Annotated in this window: 24 protein-coding genes and 1 pseudogene; 7 read left to right on the top strand and 18 right to left on the bottom strand. The window is 49.9% G+C overall.

Going from position 1 to position 23,398, the window contains the following annotated elements:
* Nucleotides 1-23: 23 nt before the first annotated feature.
* Nucleotides 24-503, top strand: a pseudogene (locus ACZ50P_RS03440) (low molecular weight protein-tyrosine-phosphatase).
* Here ACZ50P_RS03440 and ACZ50P_RS03435 read toward each other — a convergent pair.
* From ACZ50P_RS03435 to yihA, 4 genes are read right to left on the bottom strand one after another with little or no spacing between them, the layout of a single operon-like run.
* Nucleotides 500-1,480: a KpsF/GutQ family sugar-phosphate isomerase gene (locus tag ACZ50P_RS03435; RefSeq protein ID WP_464133453.1), complete on the bottom strand. Its 981-nt coding sequence runs from the start codon at nucleotides 1,478-1,480 to the stop codon at nucleotides 500-502. The pseudogene ACZ50P_RS03440 and the gene ACZ50P_RS03435 sit on opposite strands and share 4 nt — an antisense overlap.
* Nucleotides 1,481-1,494: 14 nt before the next feature.
* Nucleotides 1,495-3,156, bottom strand: coding sequence for a CTP synthase (locus ACZ50P_RS03430; RefSeq protein WP_464120205.1), 1,662 nt, complete (start codon nucleotides 3,154-3,156; stop codon nucleotides 1,495-1,497).
* Nucleotides 3,156-3,899, bottom strand: a complete 744-nt coding sequence (gene kdsB, locus ACZ50P_RS03425; RefSeq protein ID WP_464133450.1) for a 3-deoxy-manno-octulosonate cytidylyltransferase — start codon at nucleotides 3,897-3,899, stop codon at nucleotides 3,156-3,158. The genes ACZ50P_RS03430 and kdsB overlap by 1 nt, the downstream gene beginning before the upstream one ends.
* Nucleotides 3,896-4,486, bottom strand: a complete 591-nt coding sequence (gene yihA / locus ACZ50P_RS03420) for a ribosome biogenesis GTP-binding protein YihA/YsxC (RefSeq protein ID WP_464133448.1) — start codon at nucleotides 4,484-4,486, stop codon at nucleotides 3,896-3,898. Before yihA ends, kdsB begins: the two co-directional genes overlap by 4 nt.
* A 170-nt stretch (nucleotides 4,487-4,656) precedes the next feature.
* On the opposite strand from yihA, the gene ACZ50P_RS03415 reads away from it, so the two are divergent.
* A complete protein-coding gene (locus ACZ50P_RS03415; RefSeq protein ID WP_464120202.1) occupies nucleotides 4,657-5,886 on the top strand; it encodes a sigma 54-interacting transcriptional regulator in 1,230 nt (409 codons plus the stop codon).
* Here ACZ50P_RS03415 and ACZ50P_RS03410 read toward each other — a convergent pair.
* A complete protein-coding gene (locus ACZ50P_RS03410; RefSeq protein ID WP_464133446.1) occupies nucleotides 5,876-6,865 on the bottom strand; it encodes a flagellar basal body-associated FliL family protein in 990 nt (329 codons plus the stop codon). The genes ACZ50P_RS03415 and ACZ50P_RS03410 overlap by 11 nt on opposite strands.
* A 96-nt stretch (nucleotides 6,866-6,961) precedes the next feature.
* Here ACZ50P_RS03410 and ACZ50P_RS03405 point away from each other — a divergent pair, with 96 nt between their 5' ends.
* Nucleotides 6,962-7,600, top strand: coding sequence for a hypothetical protein (locus tag ACZ50P_RS03405; protein WP_464133444.1), 639 nt, complete (start codon nucleotides 6,962-6,964; stop codon nucleotides 7,598-7,600).
* Between the two features lie 24 nt (nucleotides 7,601-7,624).
* On the opposite strand, the gene polA is transcribed toward ACZ50P_RS03405, so the two are convergent.
* The 3 genes from polA to ACZ50P_RS03390 form a co-directional block, all read right to left on the bottom strand.
* On the bottom strand, nucleotides 7,625-10,219 hold the full coding sequence (polA, locus tag ACZ50P_RS03400) for a DNA polymerase I (protein WP_464133442.1): 2,595 nt from the start codon (nucleotides 10,217-10,219) through the stop codon (nucleotides 7,625-7,627).
* A 64-nt stretch (nucleotides 10,220-10,283) separates the two neighbouring features.
* The gene (locus tag ACZ50P_RS03395; protein ID WP_464120198.1) at nucleotides 10,284-10,583 is read right to left on the bottom strand and encodes a helix-turn-helix domain-containing protein; all 300 of its coding nucleotides are present in this window, start codon (nucleotides 10,581-10,583) and stop codon (nucleotides 10,284-10,286) included.
* Between the two features lie 99 nt (nucleotides 10,584-10,682).
* The gene (locus ACZ50P_RS03390) at nucleotides 10,683-10,988 is read right to left on the bottom strand and encodes a septum formation initiator family protein (RefSeq protein WP_464120197.1); all 306 of its coding nucleotides are present in this window, start codon (nucleotides 10,986-10,988) and stop codon (nucleotides 10,683-10,685) included.
* Between the two features lie 151 nt (nucleotides 10,989-11,139).
* Here ACZ50P_RS03390 and ACZ50P_RS03385 point away from each other — a divergent pair, with 151 nt between their 5' ends.
* Both ACZ50P_RS03385 and ACZ50P_RS03380 read left to right on the top strand, forming a co-directional pair.
* On the top strand, nucleotides 11,140-11,631 hold the full coding sequence (locus ACZ50P_RS03385) for an ankyrin repeat domain-containing protein (RefSeq protein WP_464133439.1): 492 nt from the start codon (nucleotides 11,140-11,142) through the stop codon (nucleotides 11,629-11,631).
* A 4-nt stretch (nucleotides 11,632-11,635) separates the two neighbouring features.
* On the top strand, nucleotides 11,636-13,072 hold the full coding sequence (locus tag ACZ50P_RS03380; protein WP_464133437.1) for a catalase: 1,437 nt from the start codon (nucleotides 11,636-11,638) through the stop codon (nucleotides 13,070-13,072).
* A 56-nt stretch (nucleotides 13,073-13,128) separates the two neighbouring features.
* Here ACZ50P_RS03380 and eno read toward each other — a convergent pair whose 3' ends face one another.
* From eno to ACZ50P_RS03350, 6 genes are all read right to left on the bottom strand, one after another.
* Nucleotides 13,129-14,397 (bottom strand): phosphopyruvate hydratase, encoded by a 1,269-nt coding sequence (gene eno / locus ACZ50P_RS03375; RefSeq protein WP_464120194.1) that lies wholly within the window; start codon nucleotides 14,395-14,397, stop codon nucleotides 13,129-13,131.
* The gene (locus tag ACZ50P_RS03370) at nucleotides 14,390-15,415 is read right to left on the bottom strand and encodes a hypothetical protein (RefSeq protein WP_464133435.1); all 1,026 of its coding nucleotides are present in this window, start codon (nucleotides 15,413-15,415) and stop codon (nucleotides 14,390-14,392) included. Before ACZ50P_RS03370 ends, eno begins: the two co-directional genes overlap by 8 nt.
* A gap of 257 nt (nucleotides 15,416-15,672) precedes the next feature.
* A complete protein-coding gene (locus ACZ50P_RS03365; RefSeq protein ID WP_464133432.1) occupies nucleotides 15,673-16,779 on the bottom strand; it encodes a CpaF family protein in 1,107 nt (368 codons plus the stop codon).
* A 22-nt stretch (nucleotides 16,780-16,801) separates the two neighbouring features.
* Nucleotides 16,802-17,314, bottom strand: a complete 513-nt coding sequence (locus tag ACZ50P_RS03360) for a cupredoxin domain-containing protein (protein ID WP_464133430.1) — start codon at nucleotides 17,312-17,314, stop codon at nucleotides 16,802-16,804.
* Entirely contained in the window at nucleotides 17,274-17,552 is a 279-nt protein-coding gene (locus ACZ50P_RS03355) for a cytochrome (RefSeq protein WP_464120190.1), read from the bottom strand. Before ACZ50P_RS03355 ends, ACZ50P_RS03360 begins: the two co-directional genes overlap by 41 nt.
* 169 nt (nucleotides 17,553-17,721) lie before the next feature.
* Nucleotides 17,722-18,339 (bottom strand): hypothetical protein, encoded by a 618-nt coding sequence (locus ACZ50P_RS03350; RefSeq protein ID WP_464133428.1) that lies wholly within the window; start codon nucleotides 18,337-18,339, stop codon nucleotides 17,722-17,724.
* A gap of 146 nt (nucleotides 18,340-18,485) precedes the next feature.
* Between ACZ50P_RS03350 and ACZ50P_RS03345 the strand changes: the two genes are divergently transcribed.
* Both ACZ50P_RS03345 and ACZ50P_RS03340 read left to right on the top strand, forming a co-directional pair.
* Nucleotides 18,486-19,268 (top strand): DsbA family protein, encoded by a 783-nt coding sequence (locus ACZ50P_RS03345; protein WP_464120188.1) that lies wholly within the window; start codon nucleotides 18,486-18,488, stop codon nucleotides 19,266-19,268.
* 121 nt (nucleotides 19,269-19,389) lie between these two features.
* Nucleotides 19,390-19,776: a HEPN domain-containing protein gene (locus tag ACZ50P_RS03340; protein ID WP_464133426.1), complete on the top strand. Its 387-nt coding sequence runs from the start codon at nucleotides 19,390-19,392 to the stop codon at nucleotides 19,774-19,776.
* Nucleotides 19,777-19,851: 75 nt separating this feature from the next.
* On the opposite strand, the gene ACZ50P_RS03335 is transcribed toward ACZ50P_RS03340, so the two are convergent.
* The 4 genes from ACZ50P_RS03335 to sfsA all read right to left on the bottom strand — a co-directional run bounded on the left by ACZ50P_RS03335 (nucleotide 19,852) and on the right by sfsA (nucleotide 23,208).
* Nucleotides 19,852-20,310, bottom strand: a complete 459-nt coding sequence (locus tag ACZ50P_RS03335) for a hypothetical protein (protein WP_464133425.1) — start codon at nucleotides 20,308-20,310, stop codon at nucleotides 19,852-19,854.
* Nucleotides 20,311-20,442: 132 nt separating this feature from the next.
* The gene (locus ACZ50P_RS03330; protein ID WP_464133422.1) at nucleotides 20,443-21,213 is read right to left on the bottom strand and encodes a murein L,D-transpeptidase catalytic domain family protein; all 771 of its coding nucleotides are present in this window, start codon (nucleotides 21,211-21,213) and stop codon (nucleotides 20,443-20,445) included.
* Between the two features lie 205 nt (nucleotides 21,214-21,418).
* A complete protein-coding gene (locus tag ACZ50P_RS03325) occupies nucleotides 21,419-22,465 on the bottom strand; it encodes an NAD(P)-dependent alcohol dehydrogenase (protein WP_464133421.1) in 1,047 nt (348 codons plus the stop codon).
* A gap of 11 nt (nucleotides 22,466-22,476) precedes the next feature.
* On the bottom strand, nucleotides 22,477-23,208 hold the full coding sequence (gene sfsA, locus ACZ50P_RS03320) for a DNA/RNA nuclease SfsA (RefSeq protein ID WP_464133419.1): 732 nt from the start codon (nucleotides 23,206-23,208) through the stop codon (nucleotides 22,477-22,479).
* Nucleotides 23,209-23,398 lie beyond the last annotated feature (190 nt).

Below are 23,398 nucleotides of genomic sequence, written 5' to 3'. Positions count from 1 at the left end.
ATAATAGCCCTAAAATCTTTTAAATGAAAAGCCAAAAATTGCTGTTTGTCTGCCTGGGAAATATCTGTCGCTCCCCCACTGCCGAAGCCGTGGCGGCTCACTTTATTCGCCAAAAGGATCTTCCCTGGGTGGTGGACTCTGCCGGGACCTCTGGCGCCCATGACGGCGAAACTTCCGACCCCCGCAGCATTCTGCACGCTCAGCGGCGAGGGTATGAATTAACAAGCATCTCTCGGCAAATTCGCGAGTCCGACTTTTACGATTTCGACTAGATTCTGGCGATGGACCGATCCAACTTGGACTTTATCAAACGCATCTGCCCGGATGCCAGCCTGCTGTCGAAGGTCTCGCTCATAACCGACTATTGCTCTGAAAAAAATTATCAAGGAGTCCCCGATCCTTACTATGGAGGGGCCCAAGGCTTTGATGAGGTGATAGACATACTGGAGGATGCAATCGAGGGCTTGTTTGAAAAAGTCCTCGATCACGGTGATAAAACTTAACGAACCTTGGCGCGCAACAAATCCTGGATGTGCAGAATACCCACCGGCTTTCGTGGCTGGGCAGAATCCTTGTCCAGCACAAAGACCATTTGGATCTGGAACTGCTCCATCACGAACAGGGCCTTTTCTGCCAGCTCGTTAGCATCAATGGTGCGTGGGTTGGTCGTCATCAGGTCTTTGGCGACTCCTGTCAGAGGATCATTGGATTTTTCCAGGCGGCGACGAATATCACCGTCGGTGATAACCCCCACCAAATCCCCTTTTTCATCAACAATACCTGCAGCACCACGCACGTCTTTATGGGTCATGATAGAAAGGACCTGACGTACTGGCGTATCCAGACTGACCGTCGGCAAAGCTTCCCCCGCATGCATCACATCGCGAACACGAGTCAGGAGACGATACCCCAGACTGCCCCCTGGATGGAATTCTGCAAAGTCTTCGGAGCTGAAGCCTTTTTCCGCCATCACGGCCATTGCCACAGCATCGCCCATTGCTAATGTCGCCGTGCTGCTGGCCGTTGGCGCCAACCCCAAAGGACAAGCCTCTTCCGAGACATGCACGTTCAGGGTCACTTGGGCGGCTTTAGCCAGCGAAGATTCTGGCTTGCCGGTGATGGCCACCAGCGGGATGCCTTTGCGATTCACAAAACGCAGAATGCCTGCAAACTCTGGAGATTCACCGCCATAAGATAGAGCCATGACCAGGTCATTATTTTCCACCAGCCCCAAATCCCCGTGAGAACTTTCAGCCGGATGTAAAAAGACCGCCGGCGTTCCTGTCGAGGAAAAGGTGCTTGCCAGCTTGCGTGCGATCTGACCGGACTTCCCCATCCCCGTCAAAACAATCTTTCCGTCGCAGGCTTTGATCATTTGAACCACTTTTTCAAAGTCCGGGCCGATGCGTTCTTTCAAAGCCAAAATAGCCTGCGCCTCGACATCCAAAACTTTCAAAGCCTGCTGAATCACTCTAGACATAGATCAAACCTTTCTTACTTCTTCTTCAGGCTGGCTTTTACAAAGTGCACGAAGAGAGGATGCGGAGCCAGGGGCTTTGATTTAAACTCCGGATGGAACTGCACCCCAATAAACCACGGATGATCCGGCAGCTCCACGATTTCAACCAGATCACGTTCTTTACAGATCCCTGAAGCCACCATTCCGTTTTTCTCAAACAGAGCTTTGTACTTGTTGTTGAACTCAAAGCGGTGACGGTGACGCTCCATAATAGAGGAGCTCTTATAAACCTGATGCGCGCGCGTGCCGGAAGCGATCGCACATGGGAAGGCCCCCAGGCGCATCGTTCCGCCTTTGTTGACGATGCCTCGCTGTTCGACCATGGAATCGATCACAAAGTTTCCACTGCGTTTGCTTTCCGCATGGAACTCGCGACTGGTGGCATCCTTAATGCCACAGACATTGCGCGCAAACTCAATTGCTGACAATTGCATACCGAAGCAAATGCCAAAGAATGGAATACGCTTTTCACGGGCAAACTTGATGGCCGTGATCTTGCCTTCCACTCCACGGGTTCCAAAACCACCCGGCACCAGAATTCCGTCCACTTTACCCAGCAAGGAATTCACCGTTTTTTCATTCACATTTTCTGAATCGACATAGATGATTTCCACACGGGCATTGTTGGCCACGCCCCCATGAACCAAGGATTCATGCAAAGACTTGTAGGACTCTTTTAAGTCGACATACTTTCCAACCACACCAATCTTGACGGTATGAGCCGGGTTCCCCAAAATCTTCACCAGATTCTGCCAGCCTTTTAAATTCAGCTTGCCAGCAGACAGACCCAAACGAGCAATAATCAATTCATCCAGTTTTTCTTTGTGTAAAGACAGTGGGACTTCATAAATGAAACGACTGTCCTGCGCGGCAATGACGTTTTCAGGTTTTACAGAACAGAACAGCCCAATTTTGGCCTTCAGATTATCATCAATGACTTTCTCACTTCGGCAAACCAGGAAGTCCGGCTGCAAACCGATTTCACGCAGCTCTTTCACCGAGTGCTGGGTTGGCTTGGACTTTAGCTCTCCCGCCGCAGCGATATAAGGGACATAGGTCACATGCACAAGGACGGAGTTTTCCATGCCCACATCATTGCGCATTTGGCGGATGGCTTCCAAAAACGGCTGACCTTCGATATCCCCGACCGTTCCGCCGATCTCTACCAGAATGATCTCGCTGCCTTGAGCCGCCTCATAAATACGTGCTTTGATTTCATCAGTGATATGCGGAATGACCTGAACCGTCCCCCCCAGATAGTCCCCGCGTCTTTCACGGTTTAAAACCGTGTCATAAATCTGACCGGTGGACACAGAGTTGGACCGATTCATCAGTGCAGAAGTGAAGCGCTCATAGTGACCCAAATCCAAGTCGGTTTCAGCACCGTCTTCGGTGACATAAACTTCACCGTGCTGCAACGGCGACATTGTCCCAGGGTCCACATTCAAGTAAGGATCAAATTTCATGATGGTCACTTTGTGACCGCGGCCTTCCAGCAATGCCCCAAGGCTTGCTGCTGTCAGCCCCTTGCCAATCGAGGAAACAACGCCCCCGGTGACAAAAATAAATTTCTGCTTCAAAGCCTTCTTCGTCGACTTTGCGGTTGAAACCCTGGTGGTTGCCTTTCTCTTCGCCATTACATCCCCTGTGAGCTTAAGAGTTTTTCGAGTCGCGCCAGATCCTCGGGAGTATCCACCCCGACACTGGCTTCCTTGACTCTGATAACTTTGATTTTAGCGCCTAAATACAGTGCACGAAGCTGCTCCAGACTCTCGGCTTTTTCGATGAGGGCCGGAGGAGCTTCACAGAACTGCCTTAAAAAACCTTTGGAATAAGCATACATGCCAATATGTTTGAGACACCCGTCCATCGTGCCAGCTTCAAGCGCAGACAAGCGCGAATAAGGAATGGCATACCGGCTGAAATAAAGAGCCTCATCACGGAAGTTTGTGACCACTTTGACTGAATTTGGTGACTGCAATTCTTCCGCGCTGATTGGGTGAGCCAGCGTAGCCATGTCCATTTTCGGGTCGTCCACAAAGACCTGCGCCAAACGGTCAATCAGCTCGCCAGTTACCAGCGGTTCATCCCCTTGAATGTTGACAACAACATCACAGGGCACGTCTTTGATTGCGGCATGAATACGATCACTTCCCGTCGGAAGGTCGCTGTCAGTCATCACGACTTTAACACCCACCGCTTCCGCAGCGGCCCTGATGCCCTCGTGATCGGTGGCGACAATCACCTCGCTCAGAAGTTTCGACTTCTTGGCTCCTTCCACCGTCCACTGAATCAGGGGGCGGCCTTTCAAGTTCACCAGAGGTTTTCCGGGAAATCGTGTAGAGCCAAAACGAGCGGGAATCACGCCAACAATTTTCATTCTTTTACCCAATTTTCATAAATATATTCCTCGACCGCGTCCTGCCCTTCCTTTTTCAAAGAGGACACCGGAAACACAGCACTGAGGCCTGAAGCCTTTTTGACTTTTGCTGTCGCCTGCAACATTTGACTGCGGGACATTTTATCGGCTTTGGTCAGCACGACCGCCAAAGGGAAACCACGTCTTTCAGAGAATTCTTTCAAGAGTTCCTCATCCTGGGTCCACGCACGGCGAATATCCATCACCAGCACCAGACCACGCAGATTCTCTCGATTCATCAAATAAGTTTCAATCATGCGATGCCATTCACGCATTTCGTCGCCCGAACGAGCCGCAAAACCGTACCCTGGCATGTCCACCAGTACATAGGACTGATCCAATTCAAAGAAGTTCAGCAGACGAGTTTTACCCGGCGTCGAACTGACTTTGGCGATCTTGTTTTTGGTCAGGGCATTGATGAAAGACGACTTTCCAGCATTGGAGCGACCGGCGATGGCCACTTCTGCTTTTTTGTGTACAGGGAAGTCTTTTTCCAGAACGGCACTTTTAATGAATTGAATCGTCTTTGGCATAGCCAAGACTATCAAAGCTCACCCCTTTTCTCAATTCTCGGAATCAAGTCTCCTCACCGATAATCTGGTGAGTCGAAAAACCCCGAGCCCCTCTTATATTTGATCCCAGCCTGGCCAGGGACTTGAAAAGGCCCAAAGCATCAAAACCAGCACTTATGCTGGACATTTTTTAAGCAGGAGACCCCATGTCACAAGCCTTTTTGAAAACTATGGATGAAAACGGAAAAACCCTCAGCCTTCAAGACTTCTCAACTCTGGGCAAGGATTCAAACTGCCAACTCCAGGTCCTGGGAGTGGATGTTTCAGATCGCCATGCTCGCATCGAAAAAAAGGATCAATCCTATCTGATTCGCGATTTGCGCTCGACCACGGGAACCTTTGTTAATGATGCACGTGTCATGGAGGCCTTTCTTAGCGACGGTGATGTGATTCGTCTGGGAGATCAGGAGTTCTTATTCCTGACTCAGGAGCAAACCACCAATCCCTTCCCCATTACCAGCCGCAACGAAGTCTGGAATGAAGAACTGCAGGCCCTTTCCAACGTCTCGCAAACTGAATTCCCTGTTTTGATTTTGGGCCCCTCTGGAACCGGTAAAGATGTTATTGCGCATGCCCTGCACGAGCAAAGCAATCGCAGCCAGGGGCCTTTTGTCAGCGTGAACTGTAGCGCTTTAAGTGAAACCCTGATCGAAAGTGAGTTGTTTGGTCATATCAAAGGAAGTTTTACTGGTGCCATCAACGACCGCAAAGGGGCCTTTGAAGCCGCTCGCGGGGGTACCCTTTTCCTGGATGAAATCGGCGATCTGTCTTATGGCTTGCAGGCCAAATTGTTACGCGCTTTGGAAAACAATGAAATCCGCCCCGTGGGGGCCGATCGCAACGTGCGCACGGATGTTCGCATTATCGCCGCCACCCACCAGAACCTGGCGCAAAAAATTCGTGAAGGTTTGTTCCGATCTGATTTGTACTTCCGCTTAAACGTTGTCACCATTGCGCCACCAGCATTGGCTTTGCGCATGGAGGACTTTGAAGAGCTGCTGTACAGTTTTGCCAAAAAAATGCGTGTGCGCTTTTCCCATGGTGCGATTGTCCGCCTGAAAAAACATCCGTGGCCGGGAAATATTCGTGAACTGAAGAATCTGGTCAGCCGGGCCGCAGCCCTGTACCCGCGCACTCATATTACGGAAAGTCATATCGAAAAGCTGCTGGATAAAACTCTGCTGGAAAAAACAGAAGAGCGGGTCACCAATGACATCCCGGTCATCAAGGAAATTGAAAAGCAGATGATCATAAAGCGTCTGGAAGCCAATCGCGGCAATCAGCGCCGAACGGCTCAGGATCTGGGAATGCCGAAAAGCACCCTGCATGACCGCCTGAAGTATTACAATATCGATCTGGCGGCTTTTAAGGTTTAACGATGGCCGTTTTTATAAAGATGCGACGAACATAACCTTTCGTCAGAATCTTGTTCACGTCTTTGCGCAAACGATCGCAAAGAGCCTGCTTGCCCTCCGCCGAGGAAACCTGATCGAACGTCATCTCTTCGATCGTCCTTAGGAACAAGTCCTCCACTTCCGCTTCGCGGTCTTTGATTTCCACGACGACATCAGAGGCCGCGCCTTCCACGTAGAACTCGAATGCTCCCATGGGGTTTGATCCGGCTTCACCGGAACGACGCAGATTCACCACCATTCGTTTCATCAGGAAAATATTCTGAGCGGCCCGCGTGGAATCGTAAAAAGGCTCTGTCTCTGTTTTGGGGTCATATTGATATCGCTGTGACGACCAATCCGCCAAAGAGCGAACAAACAGATCTTCACTGTGTGGCAAAAGCCCCTTGGTGCTGACCCGATACAAAACAAATCCGCCGACCCCGGTCGCCACAATTAGCCCCACCAGGCTCAGTTTTTTGATCAAGGAGTAACCCTTGAACGCCGCCAGAGCTTCACCCACACTTTTTTTGAATCCTGCCAGAAGCCCTTTCAACCAGGCAACCGTCAAAGGCCCCGCGTTCAGAACACGATGGCGCAACTGTTCTTTGAATTTTCTAAAGCTCAGACGCAGTCCCGTGCGCTTCATCTTGATCTTGTAGGAAAGCTTGGGGATAAAAGGGAGGACTTTTAAAAGCTTCGCACGCAAGCCTGTGGCTGACTGCCACAACTTTTCCTCTTCCGCCAGAGTGTACTCCAGCTCAAGCCCCTCTTCGTAGATCTCACCGGCCCCTTCCACATCGGGACCAATTTCATTCAAGGATTTGGCAAACTCCGGATCTTCTTCGGCCAAAACAGAGTCCAAGGACTCCAAGGACATCAAATCTTCGCCATCCCCTTCGGCGGCGCCATCTTTGATCTCCTCCTCAACTTTGGTCGTGTTTTCCTGTTCAGCCAACTGCATTCCCCCAAGACGATTGTAAGGAAGGAATCAAATACGCCGCAAGAACAATTTATAAACAGAAGTCCATCGGCTAGCATTAAAAGGTAGGAGTTTTTAATGAGAGTATTGATTTCGGTATTGGTGGCCGCAATGGCCTTGTCGGGTTGTGCAAATTTCCATCGTTCCGCAGAAAGTGGATACGCAGGCAGTCCTGAAGACATCCGCTACAGCGATCAAGCAGATCGCGGCAGCTATGATCGTGAAACACGCCAGACCGCCTACGAACTGGGCAAAGACCCCGCCTATCTGAGCGGCAAAGACCTGCAGGATATCCGCAATCGTCAGCAGGTTCGCCAGCTGGAAAGAAGCCTGTCCTCGCGCAAAGAGCGCGAACAGTACTCAAAAATCCTGCCCTGGCTGAAGAATGACGCCGAAAAGATTGAGTTTCTGTCGGTACCTTCCATTGAAGGACGTCAACAATGGATCAATCGCAACAATGTCTGGAGCCGGGCACAAGCTCCCCAAGAGGAGATGAAAAGCCTGATCGAAACCCAGGACATCGCCGTGGGCATGCCCCAGGATTATGTGAAACGATCCTGGGGAGACCCCATGAGTGTCGAAGTGTCCGGAAATCCGATCTATAAGAACGAACGCTGGAAGTACCAGAAATTTGTCTCCGCCCCCGAAGGCTATCGCAAAGAAACGCGATACGTTTACTTTGAAGGCGGGCGCGTGGTGGGTTGGGAAACAGAATAGTTTCCCTCCCCCTGCAAGGCCGGCTTAGTGGGCCTCGTCCCAGTTGTTGCCAATGGCGTAATTCACCTTCAGAGGCACTTTCAACTTCACCACATTTTCCATGATGGAGACCAACTGAGGTGTGTGCTTCTTTAAGCTTTCTTCAAAATCCTCAAAGATCAACTCGTCATGCACCTGCAACAGCATGCGCACAGGCACTTTTTCAAACACTTCGATCATGGCCTTTTTCACCAGATCGCTGGCAGTCCCCTGAATGGGAGCATTGATGGCTGCCCGTTCACCGAACTTCTTTAGGGCCATGTTCTTTGATTGAAGCTCTTCGATATAACGACGGCGGCCGAACAGAGTTTCCACGTAGCCCTTTTCGTGCGCCATTTTTACCGTGCCATCAATATACTCACGCACATTCTTGAAGCGATTAAAGTAGCGTTCGATAATGTCCTTGGCCTCAGTTCTGGAGATTCCCAGGTTTTCTGCCAAACCAAAAGCTCCCTGCCCATAAGCGATCCCGAAGTTCACCGCCTTGGCGGAGCGACGCTGTTCGGAAGTCACCTCTTTCAAAGGAACTCCGAAGACTTCAGAGGCTGTCGCCGCATGAATATCCAGATCATCAGCAAACGCTTTACACATATTCGGATCTTCTGAAATGTGCGCCAAAATACGCAGTTCAATCTGCGAATAATCGACAGAAAGAAGTTTCATGCGAGGAGCCGCGATGAAGGCCTTACGCACCTGCTGACCGCGCTCTGTTCGAATGGGAATATTTTGCAGATTGGGCGCGGTGCTGGAAAGACGTCCTGTGGTCGTTAAAGCCTGATTGAAGCTGGTGTGCACACGATCATCCTTCGGATCAATCATGGTTGGCAAAGCATCCACGTAAGTGGATTTCAGTTTCGACAGCTCACGCCAGCTTAAAACCAATTTGGCGATCGGATGATCCAGCCCCAGCAAAACTTCCTCGTCCGTCGAATAGCCTGTTTTCGTCTTCTTACCCGCTGGCAGCCCCAGTTTTTCAAACAAGACCACGCCCAGCTGTTTGGGGCTTCCGACATTGAAGGACTCTCCCGCAGCGGCATGGATCTTTTCTTCCAAACTGGAAATTTCTTTGGCCAGATCCGCACTTTGTTGCGCCAGCAGCTCTTTATCAATTCGCACACCATAGCGTTCCATGGACAGAAGCACCCGGGCCAGAGGCAGGTCCAACTCACGATAGACTTTTTCGCCCTGGACGTTTTTCAGTTGATCCTGAAGAGTTTTGGCAAAGTTTAAATGTGCATTGTACAAATACGCCGGCGATGCCAATTCTGGCAGAACATCTGCCATGAAACGTGTGTAGATCTTACCAAAATCTGATGTGTCGCCGGCTTTCAGTACATAGGCCGCCAACTGAGAATCCCATGCCGCCGTCGGAGTTCGTGCACCGATTTTGTGCCAGAAACTTTTCAGGTCATATCCGTGCCATTGAATCTGGAAGGTGTCTGTCAACTTGCCTAAAAATTCTGCGTCAGGCACCTCAATGATCTCGGTCTCGGTGCCAACAAAAACACCGCGAACACTAGCAAAGCCCCACAAGCCCTGTTTTTCACTCAAAATCTCGGCAAGCTCGCGTGTGTTCAGGCTTTTTTCAACGAAGTTTCTCTCATCCTTGGCGATCACGAGTGTCGGAACCACGTCATCTTGTTCAGACGAGGTCGTCCCAACAGGCGCTGCCGTCACCAGCTCTTTTGAGACTGCTGCAGGAGGTGGTGTCGCGGGGGCTGTTTCTGAAACAGTTCCAAACAAGCTCTTTTCAAAGCTCTTGAAGTTCAACTCATGCAATAGTGCTTTGAGCTCTTCTGTATGGAAAGGTCTTAATTTGTACGCCGCCAGATCATCCGGCATTGGCACATCCAGAGAAATCGTGACCAGCTTTTTGGACAAAAGAGCATTTTCTTTCGATGCCAGCAGCTTTTCTCGGACGCTCTTGCTTTCAACCTTGTCGATGTTTTCGTAGATATCCTCTACGTGCTTGAACTGCTCCAGAAGCTTGATAGCTCCTTTTTCTCCGATACCCTTCACTCCAGGCACGTTGTCTGAGGTGTCACCCACAATTGCCAAATAGTCTATGAATTGATCAGGGCGCACGCCCCATTTTTCAAAGACACCCTGGGCATCGTAACGGACACCTTTCATAGTGTCGTAAAGAATGATGTGATCATCAACCAACTGCCCGAAGTCTTTATCACCACTGACAATGAAAACTTCCATGCCATTGCGGCGGCCCCATTTGGCGGCAGTTCCAATGATATCGTCGGCCTCAAAGGATTCCACTTCAAAGGAAGGAATTCCCAGTAAGTCCGCCAGCTTTTTGATGTAAGGCACCTGTTGCGCCAGCTCATCAGGCATTTCCGTACGGTGAGCTTTGTAGGCCTCATACATCGTTTTACGGAAAGAAGGCTCTTTACGGTCATAGCAGAACACCAAGTACTCAGGCTTTTCTTCCTTGAGCAGCTTGATGATCATCGCCAAGAAGCCGTAAATGGCATTGACTGGCAATCCTGAAGGTGACGACAGTGGACGAATCGCATAATAAGCGCGAAAGAACATGGCGCTGACGTCAATGAGGTAGAGTTTTTTCATGAGGACCTCCGGATGTAAAACCTAAGGTCTACACCGCAGGGGCCCGAATGTCGATGCTTGATGCTTATTCCAAGTCGGCTTTCACGCGGGAAAAGTCGATCTGTTCCAAGGCCTTTTTATCCAACTCAGCTTCAGCAGCTGGTGTGTACATGACCTCATCACAGCAAGCCTCCGCCTGACGAAGCAGGATCTCCAATTGACCCTTCAAGGCTCCCTCAATAGAGCGGTGGCCCGCTTCAAGCGCTTCAACATCCAAAGATGAACAATTTAAACGACGGGCCAGATCAGAACGGCTCCAACCCAAACGAAGGCGAAGCGTGTGAAGAGATTCTTTAGTCCAATCAAGCATTTGATTCTCAAGCATATAAACCCCTAGATTCACTTAAAAAAGTATCCTCTAATAGAGCAGGAATACTATTTCCATTATAGGCGGTTTGCACTAGATAATGCGACGAGCTACAGACTATTGTTCAGGGAAAACAAAGACAAGGTCGTGTTCGCCCGCCAGATCCAATTTATCACGGGCCTGGCGCTCGATAAACGCGGGGTCTTTGGCTTGTTTGAGCTGCCCCGACAACGCTGCAATATTCTGACGCGTTTGCTGAATCTCATAAGTAATACGATCGAAATCCCGGTGCAGACCCCATAGACGGAAGGCATTGCCATTCACAACGATGGAAGTGGAAAAGACCGCCAGACAAGCTACGGCTACTTTTCCCGGGCTGTTTAGAAAACGTCGCAAACCTACTGCAAACTGAGTGTAAGACATGAATTTATTCTAGCCAGATCTTGGGTGTGTGGCTACAGGACTGAGGCCTAGGTCCAGCTCTACATCCATAGATAAAATCAATAACATAGATGACTTTTATCGATTCGATTTATCCATAGAAATCACCGATCTTAGCGGCATGAGAGGTGTTATGAGAACATGGTCCGACTATCTTAAAACGGCGCAGATCGAAGACCCGATTTTTGCGTCTGTGCGCGAGGGTCAATATGCCGAGGTCCTGGAGTATTTGGAGAACCTGGGAAATCCCAATTTGCGTAATCACAAGGGGCATTCCCTGCTGATGCTGGCAGCCTACAATGGGCACCTGGCCTTGGTCAGCCTTCTGATTTCCTGCCATGCAGATGTGGACTCTCGCGATGATTCAGGCAACACCATCCTGATGGGTGCGGCTTTTAAGGGCCACAAACAGATTGTCCAGCAACTGCTTCGCGCCGGAGCCGATCCGCATGCAGTGAATCCCAAAGGGCAAACAGCTTTGACCTTTGCCGAAGCCTTTGGGCGCCATGAAGTTGCGGCATTGCTGGCGGATCTGGATTCTGAACGTCTGTCGGACCACCCCCGCTTTCTTCGTCGCATTTCAGCCCTGATGAAACTTTTTTCCCTTCCCGCAAAAGGAGCTTAATTCCATGAGCAGAAAAACACTGACGACAACAGCAGGAATCCCCGTTTCTGAAAACCAGCACAGTTTAACCACCGGCCCCCGGGGTCCGGTGGCCTTACAGGATTACCATCTGATTGAAAAGCTGGCCCACTTTAACCGCGAACGCATTCCCGAGCGTGTGGTTCATGCCAAAGGTTCTGGAGCCTACGGCACCTTCACTGTCACTCACGACATCACCCGTTTTACCAAAGCAAAAATCTTTTCTCACATCGGCAAGAAGACTCCCGCCTTCCTGCGCTTTTCAACCGTTGCCGGCGAAAAAGGCTCGGCCGACACGGAACGAGACCCCCGTGGTTTTGCCTTGAAGCTTTACACCGAACAGGGCAACTGGGACATTGTCGGCAACAACACACCGGTGTTCTTCGAGCGTGATCCTTTAAAATTCCCGGACTTTATTCATTCACAAAAACGCGACCCGCAGACCGGTTACAAAAACCCTGTGCGTATGTGGGATTATTGGGCCAATGCGCCCGAAGCCCTTCATCAGATCACAATCTTGTTCAGCGATCGCGGCATTCCCGATGGCTATCGCTTTATGAATGGTTATGGCAGCCACACCTTCAGCTTTATCAATGACAAGAACGAACGTGTATGGGTGAAGTTCCATTTTAAATCCATGCAGGGAATTAAAAATCTGTCTGTCGAAAAAGCCGTTGAACTGTCCGGTACAGATCCGGATTATGCAGGTCGTGATCTCTTTGAAGCTATTGAGCGCGGCGAGTTCCCCAAGTGGGCTTTGAAGGTACAAATCATGAGCGAACGTCAGGCTGAACAATTCCGCTTCGACCCCTTCGATCTCACCAAGGTGTGGCCACACAAGGAATTTCCCCTGATGGATGTGGGCGTGCTGGAACTTAACCGCAATCCAGAAAACTATTTTGCGGAAGTGGAGCAGGTCGCTTTTTCGCCTAGCAATGTGCCTCCGGGAGTGGGGTTCTCTCCCGACAAAATGCTGCAAGGACGATTGTTTGCCTATCCGGATGCCCAACGCTATCGCCTGGGTGTGAACTATCAATATCTGCCGGTGAATCGACCGCACGCGGAAGTAAACACCTATCACCGCGACGGAGCCATGCGCTTTGACGGCAACAGCGGCCGCTTAGACAACTACGAACCCAACGGCTTTGGTGGACCTGTGCAAGACGCCTCCGTGCGCGAACCCGCTCTGGCCTTATCAGGCACTTTGGATCGCCACGACTCTCACAAAGACAATGATGACTTTACGCAAGCCGGGAACTTATACCGCATTCTAGGTGAAGCCGAAAAAGACCGCCTGACCACCAACATAGCAGGCACCATGAAGTCGATCCCCGAAGAACTGCAACGCCGAAACATCGCCCACTTCATGAAATGCGATCCTGACTACGGAACACGCATCGCCACCAAACTAGGTTTGAAATAAAAAAAGCCCTGTGATTTTGACCTCACAGGGCTTTTTAAGTTCTCTTTTTTTGCAGACTATCTAAAAGCTGCTTTGTCCCAGTAAAGACCCATACCGCCCAAGTCTTCTTCGATACGCAGAAGCTGGTTGTATTTGGCGGTTCTTTCGCCACGGCACAAGCTGCCAGTTTTGATCTGATGGCAGTTCAATGCCACAGACAAATCAGCGATCGTCACGTCTTCGGTTTCACCAGAACGGTGAGACATGATCGTGCGGTATTTGTTTCTTTGCGCCAAATTCACGGCATCAAACGTTTCAGACAAAGTACCGATTTGGTTTACTTTCACAAGCAAGGCGTTTCCGGCTTTCTTCTCAAGGCCCATGCGCAGACGTTTTGGATTGGTCACGAACAAGTCATCACCGATCAGCTGCATGGTGGAACCCATCTCAGATGTCGCCTTCACCCAGGAATCCCAATCGTCTTCAGCAAAACCGTCTTCGATGGAAACCAGTGGGTATTTCTCAGCCCATGATTTGTAGATACCCAGAAGTTCTGCCGGGCTGATGTGGCCACCTTGCCATTCGTATTTACCGTCTTTGTACATTTCAGTGGAAGCCACATCCAAAGCCAGGAACACGTTTTGACCTGGATCATAACCAGCATCCACGATCGCGTTCATCAACAAATCCAAAGCCTCCTGATTGGAACCCAATTTCGGAGCAAAACCACCTTCGTCACCCACTGCTGTGGAAAGACCTTTTTTCGCCAGAATCTTTTTCAGCGTGTGGAAGATCTCTGCACCGGCGCGCAGGGATTCAGCGTAGGAGTTATTCACAGTCGGAACAACCATGAATTCCTGAATATCCAGGCCGTTGTTCGCGTGCGCACCACCGTTTAGGACGTTCATCAACGGAACCGGCAAACGAGTCGCCTGAGAACCACCCACATAACGATACAACGGAAGATTGCAGTCAGCGGCTGCGGCTTTTGCCACCGCCAAAGAAACACCCAGAATCGCATTTGCGCCCAAGTTTGATTTGTTTTCGGTGCCATCGATATCGCGAAGGATTTTGTCGATGTATGTTTGTTCAGTCACTTGCAGACCGATTATTTCCGGAGCGATCTTCTCACGAACGTTATCAACAGCCTTGAAAACGCCTTTGCCCAGGAAACGGTTTTTGTCGCCATCACGAAGCTCGCAAGCTTCATGGGCTCCCGTGGACGCTCCAGATGGAACCGCGGCACGGCCCATGTTGCCATCTGCAGTGGTCACCTCAACCTCAACAGTTGGATTGCCACGGCTATCAAGAATTTCACGAGAGACGATGTTGATAATTTCAGACATGATGAGTTCCTTCCTTCTCGGCGTTCTTATTCATAGTTTTCTTTACCAAGTCCATGCTTTCAAAGACCGTACGTGGATACTGGGTCTTGACGAACTCCCAGTCCACTCGGCGCATGGCCTCTTTCACCGCCGGGGTCATTTTCCCCTGAGCAGCGAGCATGGTGATCAGTTGCTGCGCTCGCACCATGTAGTCGTGCAGTCGCGCCAGATTCTGACTTAGAACATACCCCGGTGTTTCGCTGTCAAAGTTCAAGTGTGACAGAGATCCTTCGTGAGGCAACAGGGAAGAAGCATTATTCGTGGCTTCCTCCGCCTGCACGCCCGTGGAGGCTTTCAGATTCTGTTTTTCAATTGTGCGGATTTTTTCTTCCAGATCGCCGACGTACTTTTGCAGATCCTCACGCTCACGCTGAGTGCGCTGAAGATCGTCAATCAGACTCTGAAACAAGGCCGGACTGACTTGATGTCCGACGCTTTCACTGAAGATCGAACTCTGCTGTGTGGACCAGTTCAACTGGATCGTGATGCCTTCCCAGTGACAGACCGCCGGCGGTTGACCGACATAGACTGGCAACGACTCAAAGGCCGATTTCAGGTATGTCGTCACCAAAGGGTACTGCTCTGCCGGAAGTGGCAGATCAAAAGAGATGCTGACTTCGTCACGACGAAGATTTTCAATCGGCGGCTTCGGAGAAATAAAGTACGACAGGAACTGTTCCGGCTGATTGAAGATCTCCTGAGGATGCGGCATCATGCGCAGAACGCTATCCAACACACCCCAGGCACGCAGCTCCGGGCCTTCATGCCCTGCCCGCTGCAGAATATTTTCTTCTCTTTTCAGGGGAAGACGCAGCACCGACTCCAGAAAATTTTCCATTTCTGGCGCCGTCATCCAATACGACGAGTCCTTGAGCAGCTCCATCGGAAGATGGGCCTGCTCATACAGCTGGCTAAGGTCTTCGCCTTGCTGTTCCAGAACGGTTAAAACTGCGTTTGAAATCTTACAACTAAAGTGCACGAAATAGGTCTTAGCCTAGTTTTCCCACTCTTTAAACACAAAAAAACACACCCTCTTTTCACTCGAAAAAGAGCACCCGCGTCACAATCATGACGCAATATCGCCAGAAAAAACAACCAGGCACCTTTTAAGGTAAAGCGGTCAAAACCGTTCCAGCGCAAGGCGGAGGGCTTTTCGCGCAGCGGAGGCGTGCTCCCAGCACGTCGGAGTGAAGCGGAAGGCCCGACAACGCAGTCGATGGGGCGGTTTTCACCGCTTTAAGCGGCTTTGGTAAATTTGGATTTGGGGAATGGGAGGTTATTGTCGATGATCTCTTCCATAAACGAGGGGATGTTCCCCGTTGGGATCAGCTTGCCTTCCAGCGTTCCATCGGGACGGCGTGTTAGGCGCGACATTTCGAAGATTGGAATCACGTTGTATGAACCATCTGCATTGAATCCGCATACTTCGCTGATTGCCGCAATACGTCGAGATCCATCGGAAAAACGCGAGACCTGGATGATAATTTCGATCGCCGAAGACACTTGAGAGCGCAAAGCCTTCTCACTGACCTTGGCGTCGCCCCCTTGAGCCAGGGCTTCCAAACGCACAATCGCATCTTCGGGCGTGTTCGCGTGGACCGTTCCCATACAGCCTTTGTGACCGGTGTTCATCGCATTGAGAAGTTCCATCGCTTCACTGGAACGAACCTCCCCCACAATGATTCTGTCGGGACGCAAACGCAGAGCGGACTTGAGCAAGTCCTTGATCGTCACTTCCCCCTTCCCGGCCGCATCGGCCTGGCGGGTTTCAAACATCACCACGTGCTCATAGTCGACCTGAAGCTCGGAAGAGTCCTCAATCACCATCACACGCTGACCTTTCGGAATGCGCGTGCACAGCAATGACAACAGCGTGGTTTTACCAGAGCCGGTACCACCGCTGACGATGATGTTCTTGCCAAGGAACATGCAAATATCCAGGAAGCGCGCACCATCTTCGGTGATCGCTCCGAACTTGATGTAGTCGGCAAAAGTGATTTTGTTATTGGTGAACTTACGAATAGAAAGAGTTGTTCCCTTGCGCGACATGGGCGGGATCACCGCCGCAATACGCGAACCATCCGGCAGACGCGCATCCAGACGAGGCGATTCATCGTCGATACGTCTTCCCACACTTTGCGCGATACTGTTGACCGCCGCACGCAGATCATCTTCTGACGGGAAAGACTCCGCAACCCTTTCGAGTTTGCCTTTTCTTTCCACAAAGATTTCCTTATGGCCGTTTACAAGAATTTCCGACACACCCTTGTCTTCGAGGTATTTCGCAACAGGACCGAGATTCTGCTGAATGGTCTGTTTGAAAACGTTCGACTGATCAGACATGGGTGCCTTTCCTCACTAAAGATTAGTTCGATGCGGGCTTGCGGTCTGCCGCAGCCGTATCTGAATAGATGATGAACTTCCCCTGCACCGCTGTTTCAGGGCACTGATACGAGAAAATCCCATCGGTCTTTGGATTCACAAAGAAAGTTTTTTGTTCGCCAAACACCGTGTTGTGATGTTCAGAGAACGCATCCAGCACGAAGCTGACGTTCTTTTCCTTGCTGTTCACATTCACGATATGAACCCGGTAGTTGCCCCCCTTTTTAAGGCGCACCTGCTCGGGCACAAAGCCCTTGTCCGTATTCATGATTACGATGTCCTGAGTCGGCTCTACCGAATCAAAGACCTTGCTTAGAATATTGACGGATTGATCCTCCTGCACACTGGCCGGAAGACGGTCTTCATTTTTGACTTTATTGAATTCGACCTGACGACGGGAGAAGTCCACTTCCCACGCATTCGCTACAGAAGAAAACAACAACAGGCAAAGAACCTTAGTGCAACTCTGTGCGATCCTGGAACTCACAAAACTCACGGGCCACCTCCATAGCGATATAATTCACGGACCTTGGGTCCATCATGTGGAGCTTCTGAATCAGAAGATCTTTGTCGCCGCGGCAGCCGTTGATTGTCTGGAAAGCGTCGCTCAGGATTTGTGGGTTTGCCATCATCTCCTTCGTCACTTCACTCCAATCCAACTTCAATACAGGGTCGATCGCCCCTACGCTGTAGAGAGCATCAAACACTAATTGCAAATCGCCTTGCAGAAACATCGAATCCTCCTAATTGCTCAAGGGCATCCAGCCCACATGGTGTTTCTATCGGTAGGAGTTCACTAGAACTTGAGTCAATTTGAGGCGATTTTTAAGGACTTGAGGAGATCTATCGTTTGACGCTGGCCCAGAGTCGAATCAGACTTGGGCCCGGTCAAGTCGAGGGAAATTACTGTTCGGAGGCGGCAGAATCTGCCGGTTTTTCGGTTGGAACTTGAGAGGATTCAGTCAGAATTTTGCCCGCAATTTCGGACGGAGACGTTGTGTCCTTCATCATACGCAGCTTTCTTTCACCGACCGCTTCTTTAGAAACTTGGATTTTTGCATCCCGAATGCGCTCGGCAATCTTTCTTTCAAATCCGTCATTCTTGATATAGGGCTTGATCTCTGACAATAGATTTTCAAGAAAAACGACGTAGGTTGTTTGGACGACGGGTTTAAAAGCCCGAGGATTTTTCAGAGCATTGATGGCTTCGTCAGTAAGTTGACTGATCGTTTTTTCCCAGGACTCCAATTCATCGAGGTTTGAACGCAAGGGTGACACGATTTTTTCGATCATCTCATCATCATTAGGACGAGAATACACAGCCTGAAGTGCCTCTTTCAAAGGCACCACTTTGCCGCTGGATGACTTTTTGGACTCAGTCACCTTGTCACTGACCAACTTGTTCATTTGATCCAAATCTTTCAGGGCCAGTTGAGAATAGTTAAACAGCAGACCAGCATGCGCCGTGCCGCCAAGAAACATAAGAGCGAACATTGTTAAAAGGAAATTTGATTTATTCATAGAACTCAGTTTAAAGGGGTCCCAGAGTGAGACAAGTCCTGATTAGCAGGACCTTGGACCGGGATTTTTTCCTTCCCTCTAAACTGAAAATGATGTCAATATAAAGGGGCTCAAAAAATTACAATCATCCATCTTGGAGGAAGACATTGAAAGCACTTAAGTTATTTGGAATTTCAGCACTGGCACTTACCCTGGTAAATTGTGCCCCTTCAGCTAAACAACTCAAGGAAGCAGTAGAAAAGGACCCGAGCATCGTTTTCGCAGCGATCGAAAAAGATCCTGAACAATTCATCGAAGTGGTGAACAAAGCCGCCCAGAATGCTCAACGTAAAGCTCAAGAAAAAGCTGTTGCCGAAGAAGGCAAAAAGCGCGATGACGAATTCAAAAATCCGTTGAAACCAGCTATCGAAGAAGGCCGTGTTATCTTTGGCCCTAAAGATGCTAAAATCACGATCATTGAATACTCTGACTTCGAGTGCCCATACTGCGCTAAAGGTCACGCGACTGTTGATGAAGTGATGAAAGCTTATCCAAAAGACGTTCGCGTTGTTTACAAGCACCTTCCTTTGGATTTCCACCCAATGGCTATGCCTGCGGCTGAGTACTTCGAAGCGATCGCTCTTCAAGATCACGCTAAAGCTGAAAAGTTCTACAACCTAGTGTTTGAGAACCAAGGTGACCTGCGTACTAAAAAGGAAGGCGCTTTGAAAGACTTCGCTAAAAAAGTAGGCGCGGACCTGAAGAAAGTTGAAAAAGACCTTAAGTCTGAAGTTGTGCAAAAGCGTATCGAAGCGGACATGGAAGAAGCTCGTAAATTCAACTTCTCCGGCACTCCAGGCTTCCTGATCAACGGTGTTTCTTTGCGTGGTGCTTATCCATTTGCGGACTTCAAAGAAATCATCGATCGTCACCTTAAAGAAGCGAAGTAATTCTTCTTTAAAAAAGATCAAAACAAAAACCCACAGTCTCAAAACTGTGGGTTTTTTTATTTGCCCCGACCCACGTCCTGCCTCTAAAGTGAAAGGAACCACTCACCCAAGGAGTTCCATCATGAGCGCCCACGCCAAGTCGATGATTCTAAAAGCTCAGGACGACCTCGACATCGCAAAAAAACACCTGAACGATGAAAAGCAGCACGATCTGGTCGGCTACAACCTGGCTCAAGCCTGCGAAAAATTCTTAAAAGCTCTTTGTGAAATGCGTGGCCTTGAATATCCCCACGACGAAGAAGGGCATGATCTGGACGCCCTGATGCAGGTGCTGGAAGAAAATAACTTCTCGGCGATTTCCTCTCACGCCGATGTGATCGAACTGACTCCTTACAACTCCCCGAACGCCCATGTGCGCGCTGATGAACGTCTGGATATGGAAGAATACTTCGGCTACGTTGAAAATCTAAAAAAACTTGTCGGCGAGCAGCTGCGAGTGCTTCTGTAAAGAAGGCCCCGCTCCGCTCCTTATGGCTGACTGAAAAAGATTAAGTCAGTCGAAAGAGTTTGCGAAATCGTTGGCCTATTGCTGTAGGCCAACGACGTCCGCGAAAAGACTTACAACTTCTTTAGGTTTTTCGATGCGTTTGAATAGACTGTACTTTCGGGCGCAAACCAGCACAAGTGAAGTGTTGATCTCCTGGTTTGTGGAATAGACGGTAGAATTGACATAGATCTTCTTAGTCTCCAGATCGAGCCCCTTTTCATTGTCGACCACGTTTATAACTTTAAATTTCAACCCGGCAGGCAGAACGATCAGACCTTGCGCATTGACGTACTGACTATTGCGCAAATTATTTCCCACCAAACTCATGTAACAATGATCATTTTTACGCAGCACATAGATAGACTGACTGGAACGACTGTTCTCTGCATTGAAAGCAATATCCTTTTTCAGAATCAACTGAGTCTCTGCCAAAGAGACTGACGACACCAAGGTAACACCCATCACAACTGCCAATAAACGAGAAATAGTAAGCATAAACATCCTTTCCAAGAAAGATCTTACGCTTACCATAACTGCTGACCAGTGTTGCATTAACGCGTGGGAACCTCTGAATCTTTATAAATTTTCCCTGTTCTCAAGCTGCGCCGGAACACTGCTCCTGAATGACTATTTGAACGCGTACAGCAGACTGCCGCCCTTGATCAGATTGATAACCTTGTCACGGTTGGATTGGGAGACGGCCGGGCACCCCCAACTGCGCCCTTGGATCACGGCTGAATCCTGAACATAGTTGGCGCCATGAACCACGATCGCCCGAGCGCGGGCATTGGAGTTCGTGGAGGACAAACCATCCAGACGCAATGAATAGCCGTTGCTGCCCTGATAGGTTTCTGCGGTTTTATAAAACCCCAAAGACGAGGCATTGGAACCAGACACGTTACTGAACTTTTCAGCAAAGCCATCATGGTTGCTGTCGGAGCCTTTGCCGTGTGCCACATGAACATTCCACACCGCCCCGGTTCTCATATCGATAAAGTACCAGCGTTTCTGCGTGGACTTCTGACTGAAATCCAGAACCGAAATGACATTCTGATTCTTGAACGAAGTTTTATTCTTATGGAAGTACAAGACCGCCGCCTTCAGCCCCGCTGTCGGCACGATGTGGTTTGGATCCAGATAGTCATATTGCTTTAAAATCGCCTCGTCGCCATCGACGACCTCATCAGGAACTTCTGGCGTTGTGGGTGGGGTCACTTCAGGAGTTTCAACAACCCCGGGTGTTTCCGTACCGCCCTGGGAGCTGTTGTCCTGGCTTGGCATTTCAGCCGCAGGTTCGTTGTTCGGGTCATCAGGCAGCACCGGCAGTCCGGGGCCGCACGCGGCCAGCAAGAACGTCGTCGAAAGTACCAAGAGTGTTTTTGAGTTGATAAATGCCATGGTGATCCTCCGTGATTTTTCACAGAAGCGGATCGGCCACTCATATTTGAAACTTTAAAGACCGTGGAACTGGCTGAAAACTTGCCAGCTTTTCAGAGGGAAACTGTCGAGTTTTCCGACACTTTACGGACCTTGGATAAGGCCTATACAAAAAGAGCGGGGTTTTAATCCGCTCTTGCTAAGACCAGCTAAGAATTCCGCCAACCTACTTCAAGGAGGCAATATCAATCACGAAACGATAGCGCACATCGCCCTTCAGCATTCTTTCATAAGATTCATTGATTTTATCGATGTTGATCAACTCAATGTCCGACGTGATTCCGTGCTCAGCACAGAAATCCAGCATCTCTTGAGTTTCCTTGATACCACCGATCAATGAGCCCGCAAGACTGCGACGTCCCCCGATCAACGGGAAGGCGTGAAGGGCTTCTGGCTTGTCCGGCACACCCAACAACACCATCGTTCCGTCACGTTTCAACAACTGCAAGTGACTGCCCAGATCAATCGGCGCTGACACCGTGTTGATGATCAAATCAAAACTGCGATTGTACTTTTTGAAAGTTTCTTTTTCAGAGGTGGCTGCGTAATTGTGTGCCCCCAAACGATGGGCATCGTCCTTCTTCTTGTTGGAGGAACTGAGCACCGTGACTTCGGCTCCCATGGCGGCGGCCAGCTTCACAGCCATGTGACCCAAGCCCCCCAAACCCATCACCGCCACCTTTTTGCCTGGTCCAACCTTCCAATGACGAAGTGGTGAATACGTCGTGATCCCCGCACACAAAAGCGGAGCCGCCTTGTCCAAAGGAAGCTTCGGGGAAATCTTCAGCACAAAGTCCTCGTTCACCACGATCTGCGTGGAATAACCACCTTGAGTGACCGTCACACCGTCCTTTTCCACCGAGTTGTACGTGCCGACCGAGCCGTTTTCACAGTACTGCTCCAGCCCTTCCCCGCACGAGGGACAAGTACGGCAGGAATCCACCAGACAACCCACACCGACGGAATCGCCCACTTTGAATTTTTTCACCGAGCTTCCGACATGGATGACTTTCCCAACGATTTCGTGACCAGGAACCATTGGGAACTTAGAGCCGCCCCATTCATCACGCACCTGATGCAGATCCGAATGACAAACGCCGCAGAAGTGAATGTCGATCTGAACATCATGAGGCCCCGGATCACGGCGTTCGAACTTGTAGGGCTTCAAAGGCTCTTTGGATTGGTACGCAGCATAGGCATTCACTGGGATCATCGGAACACTCCTTACAGTTTAAGAGGAAGAACTGTCTCTGATAGTTCAATGGATTCCGGGGTTAAGTCCAGAACAAGTGGCGAAATTTTTACGCCTTTTTGATGAGCCTCCCGAAGCAAACGGCCATACTCGGGATCAATGTCATCCGCAGGGGCAAAGGTGCCACAATCGTGACGTTGAACCGTGAATACGATCTCGGCGGTATGCCCCTGATCCATCAAGGCCATAAGTTCGCGCAGATGCTTTTGCCCCCGTTCGGTCACGGCATCCGGGAATTTGGCAACCCCGTCTTCCCCCAACGTCACGTTTTTCACCTCGATAAAGTGCAGGGACTCGCTGCCCGACTTTTTCAGGGCAAAATCCAAACGGGTTTCCGCGCTGATCTTGTATTCAGGCTTCACTTCATCAAATCCCGCCCAGTGAGCAAAGGTGCCCACGACGTCCTTTTTTCGACCCACAACATGCTGTAAAGTTTCGCGCACCACGGTGTTCGGCGTGGCGGTGTTAACACCCACCCACGCGCCCGATGGAGATTTAATCATTTCCAGGGTGTACTTCAGCTTTCTTTCGGGATTCGTGCTTTCGGAGAAGAGACAGTGCTGCCCCGGATTATTCACACTTTTAAGGCTGCCTGTGTTTGGCACGTGGGCCGTGATAGTCTGGCCTTTCCACTCAATGTCTGCAAAAAAGCGCTTATAGCGTTTCAGGAAAATACCTTCTTGCAACTTGCTGTGAAACTTCATGAAAACCTCATTTGAAAATCGAATTCTTTCTCATGAAACTAGTCTGTGAGGCGCCCTTTTGTCGATTCCTTTCAAGCCCCGCCCGACACCCTACAGCTTTAGGGCGTCCCTGCAAAAATGACACTGTTGCCTAGCAGCTAGGAAGAGCCCTTCAGATATCCCTTTATGCGGGGTGTTAATGGGTGCAAAT

This window comes from Bdellovibrio sp. CKG001 (genome assembly GCF_055397465.1).
Note: the sequence above shows the minus strand (reverse complement) of the source record. Positions and strands in the feature narration are given on the sequence as shown.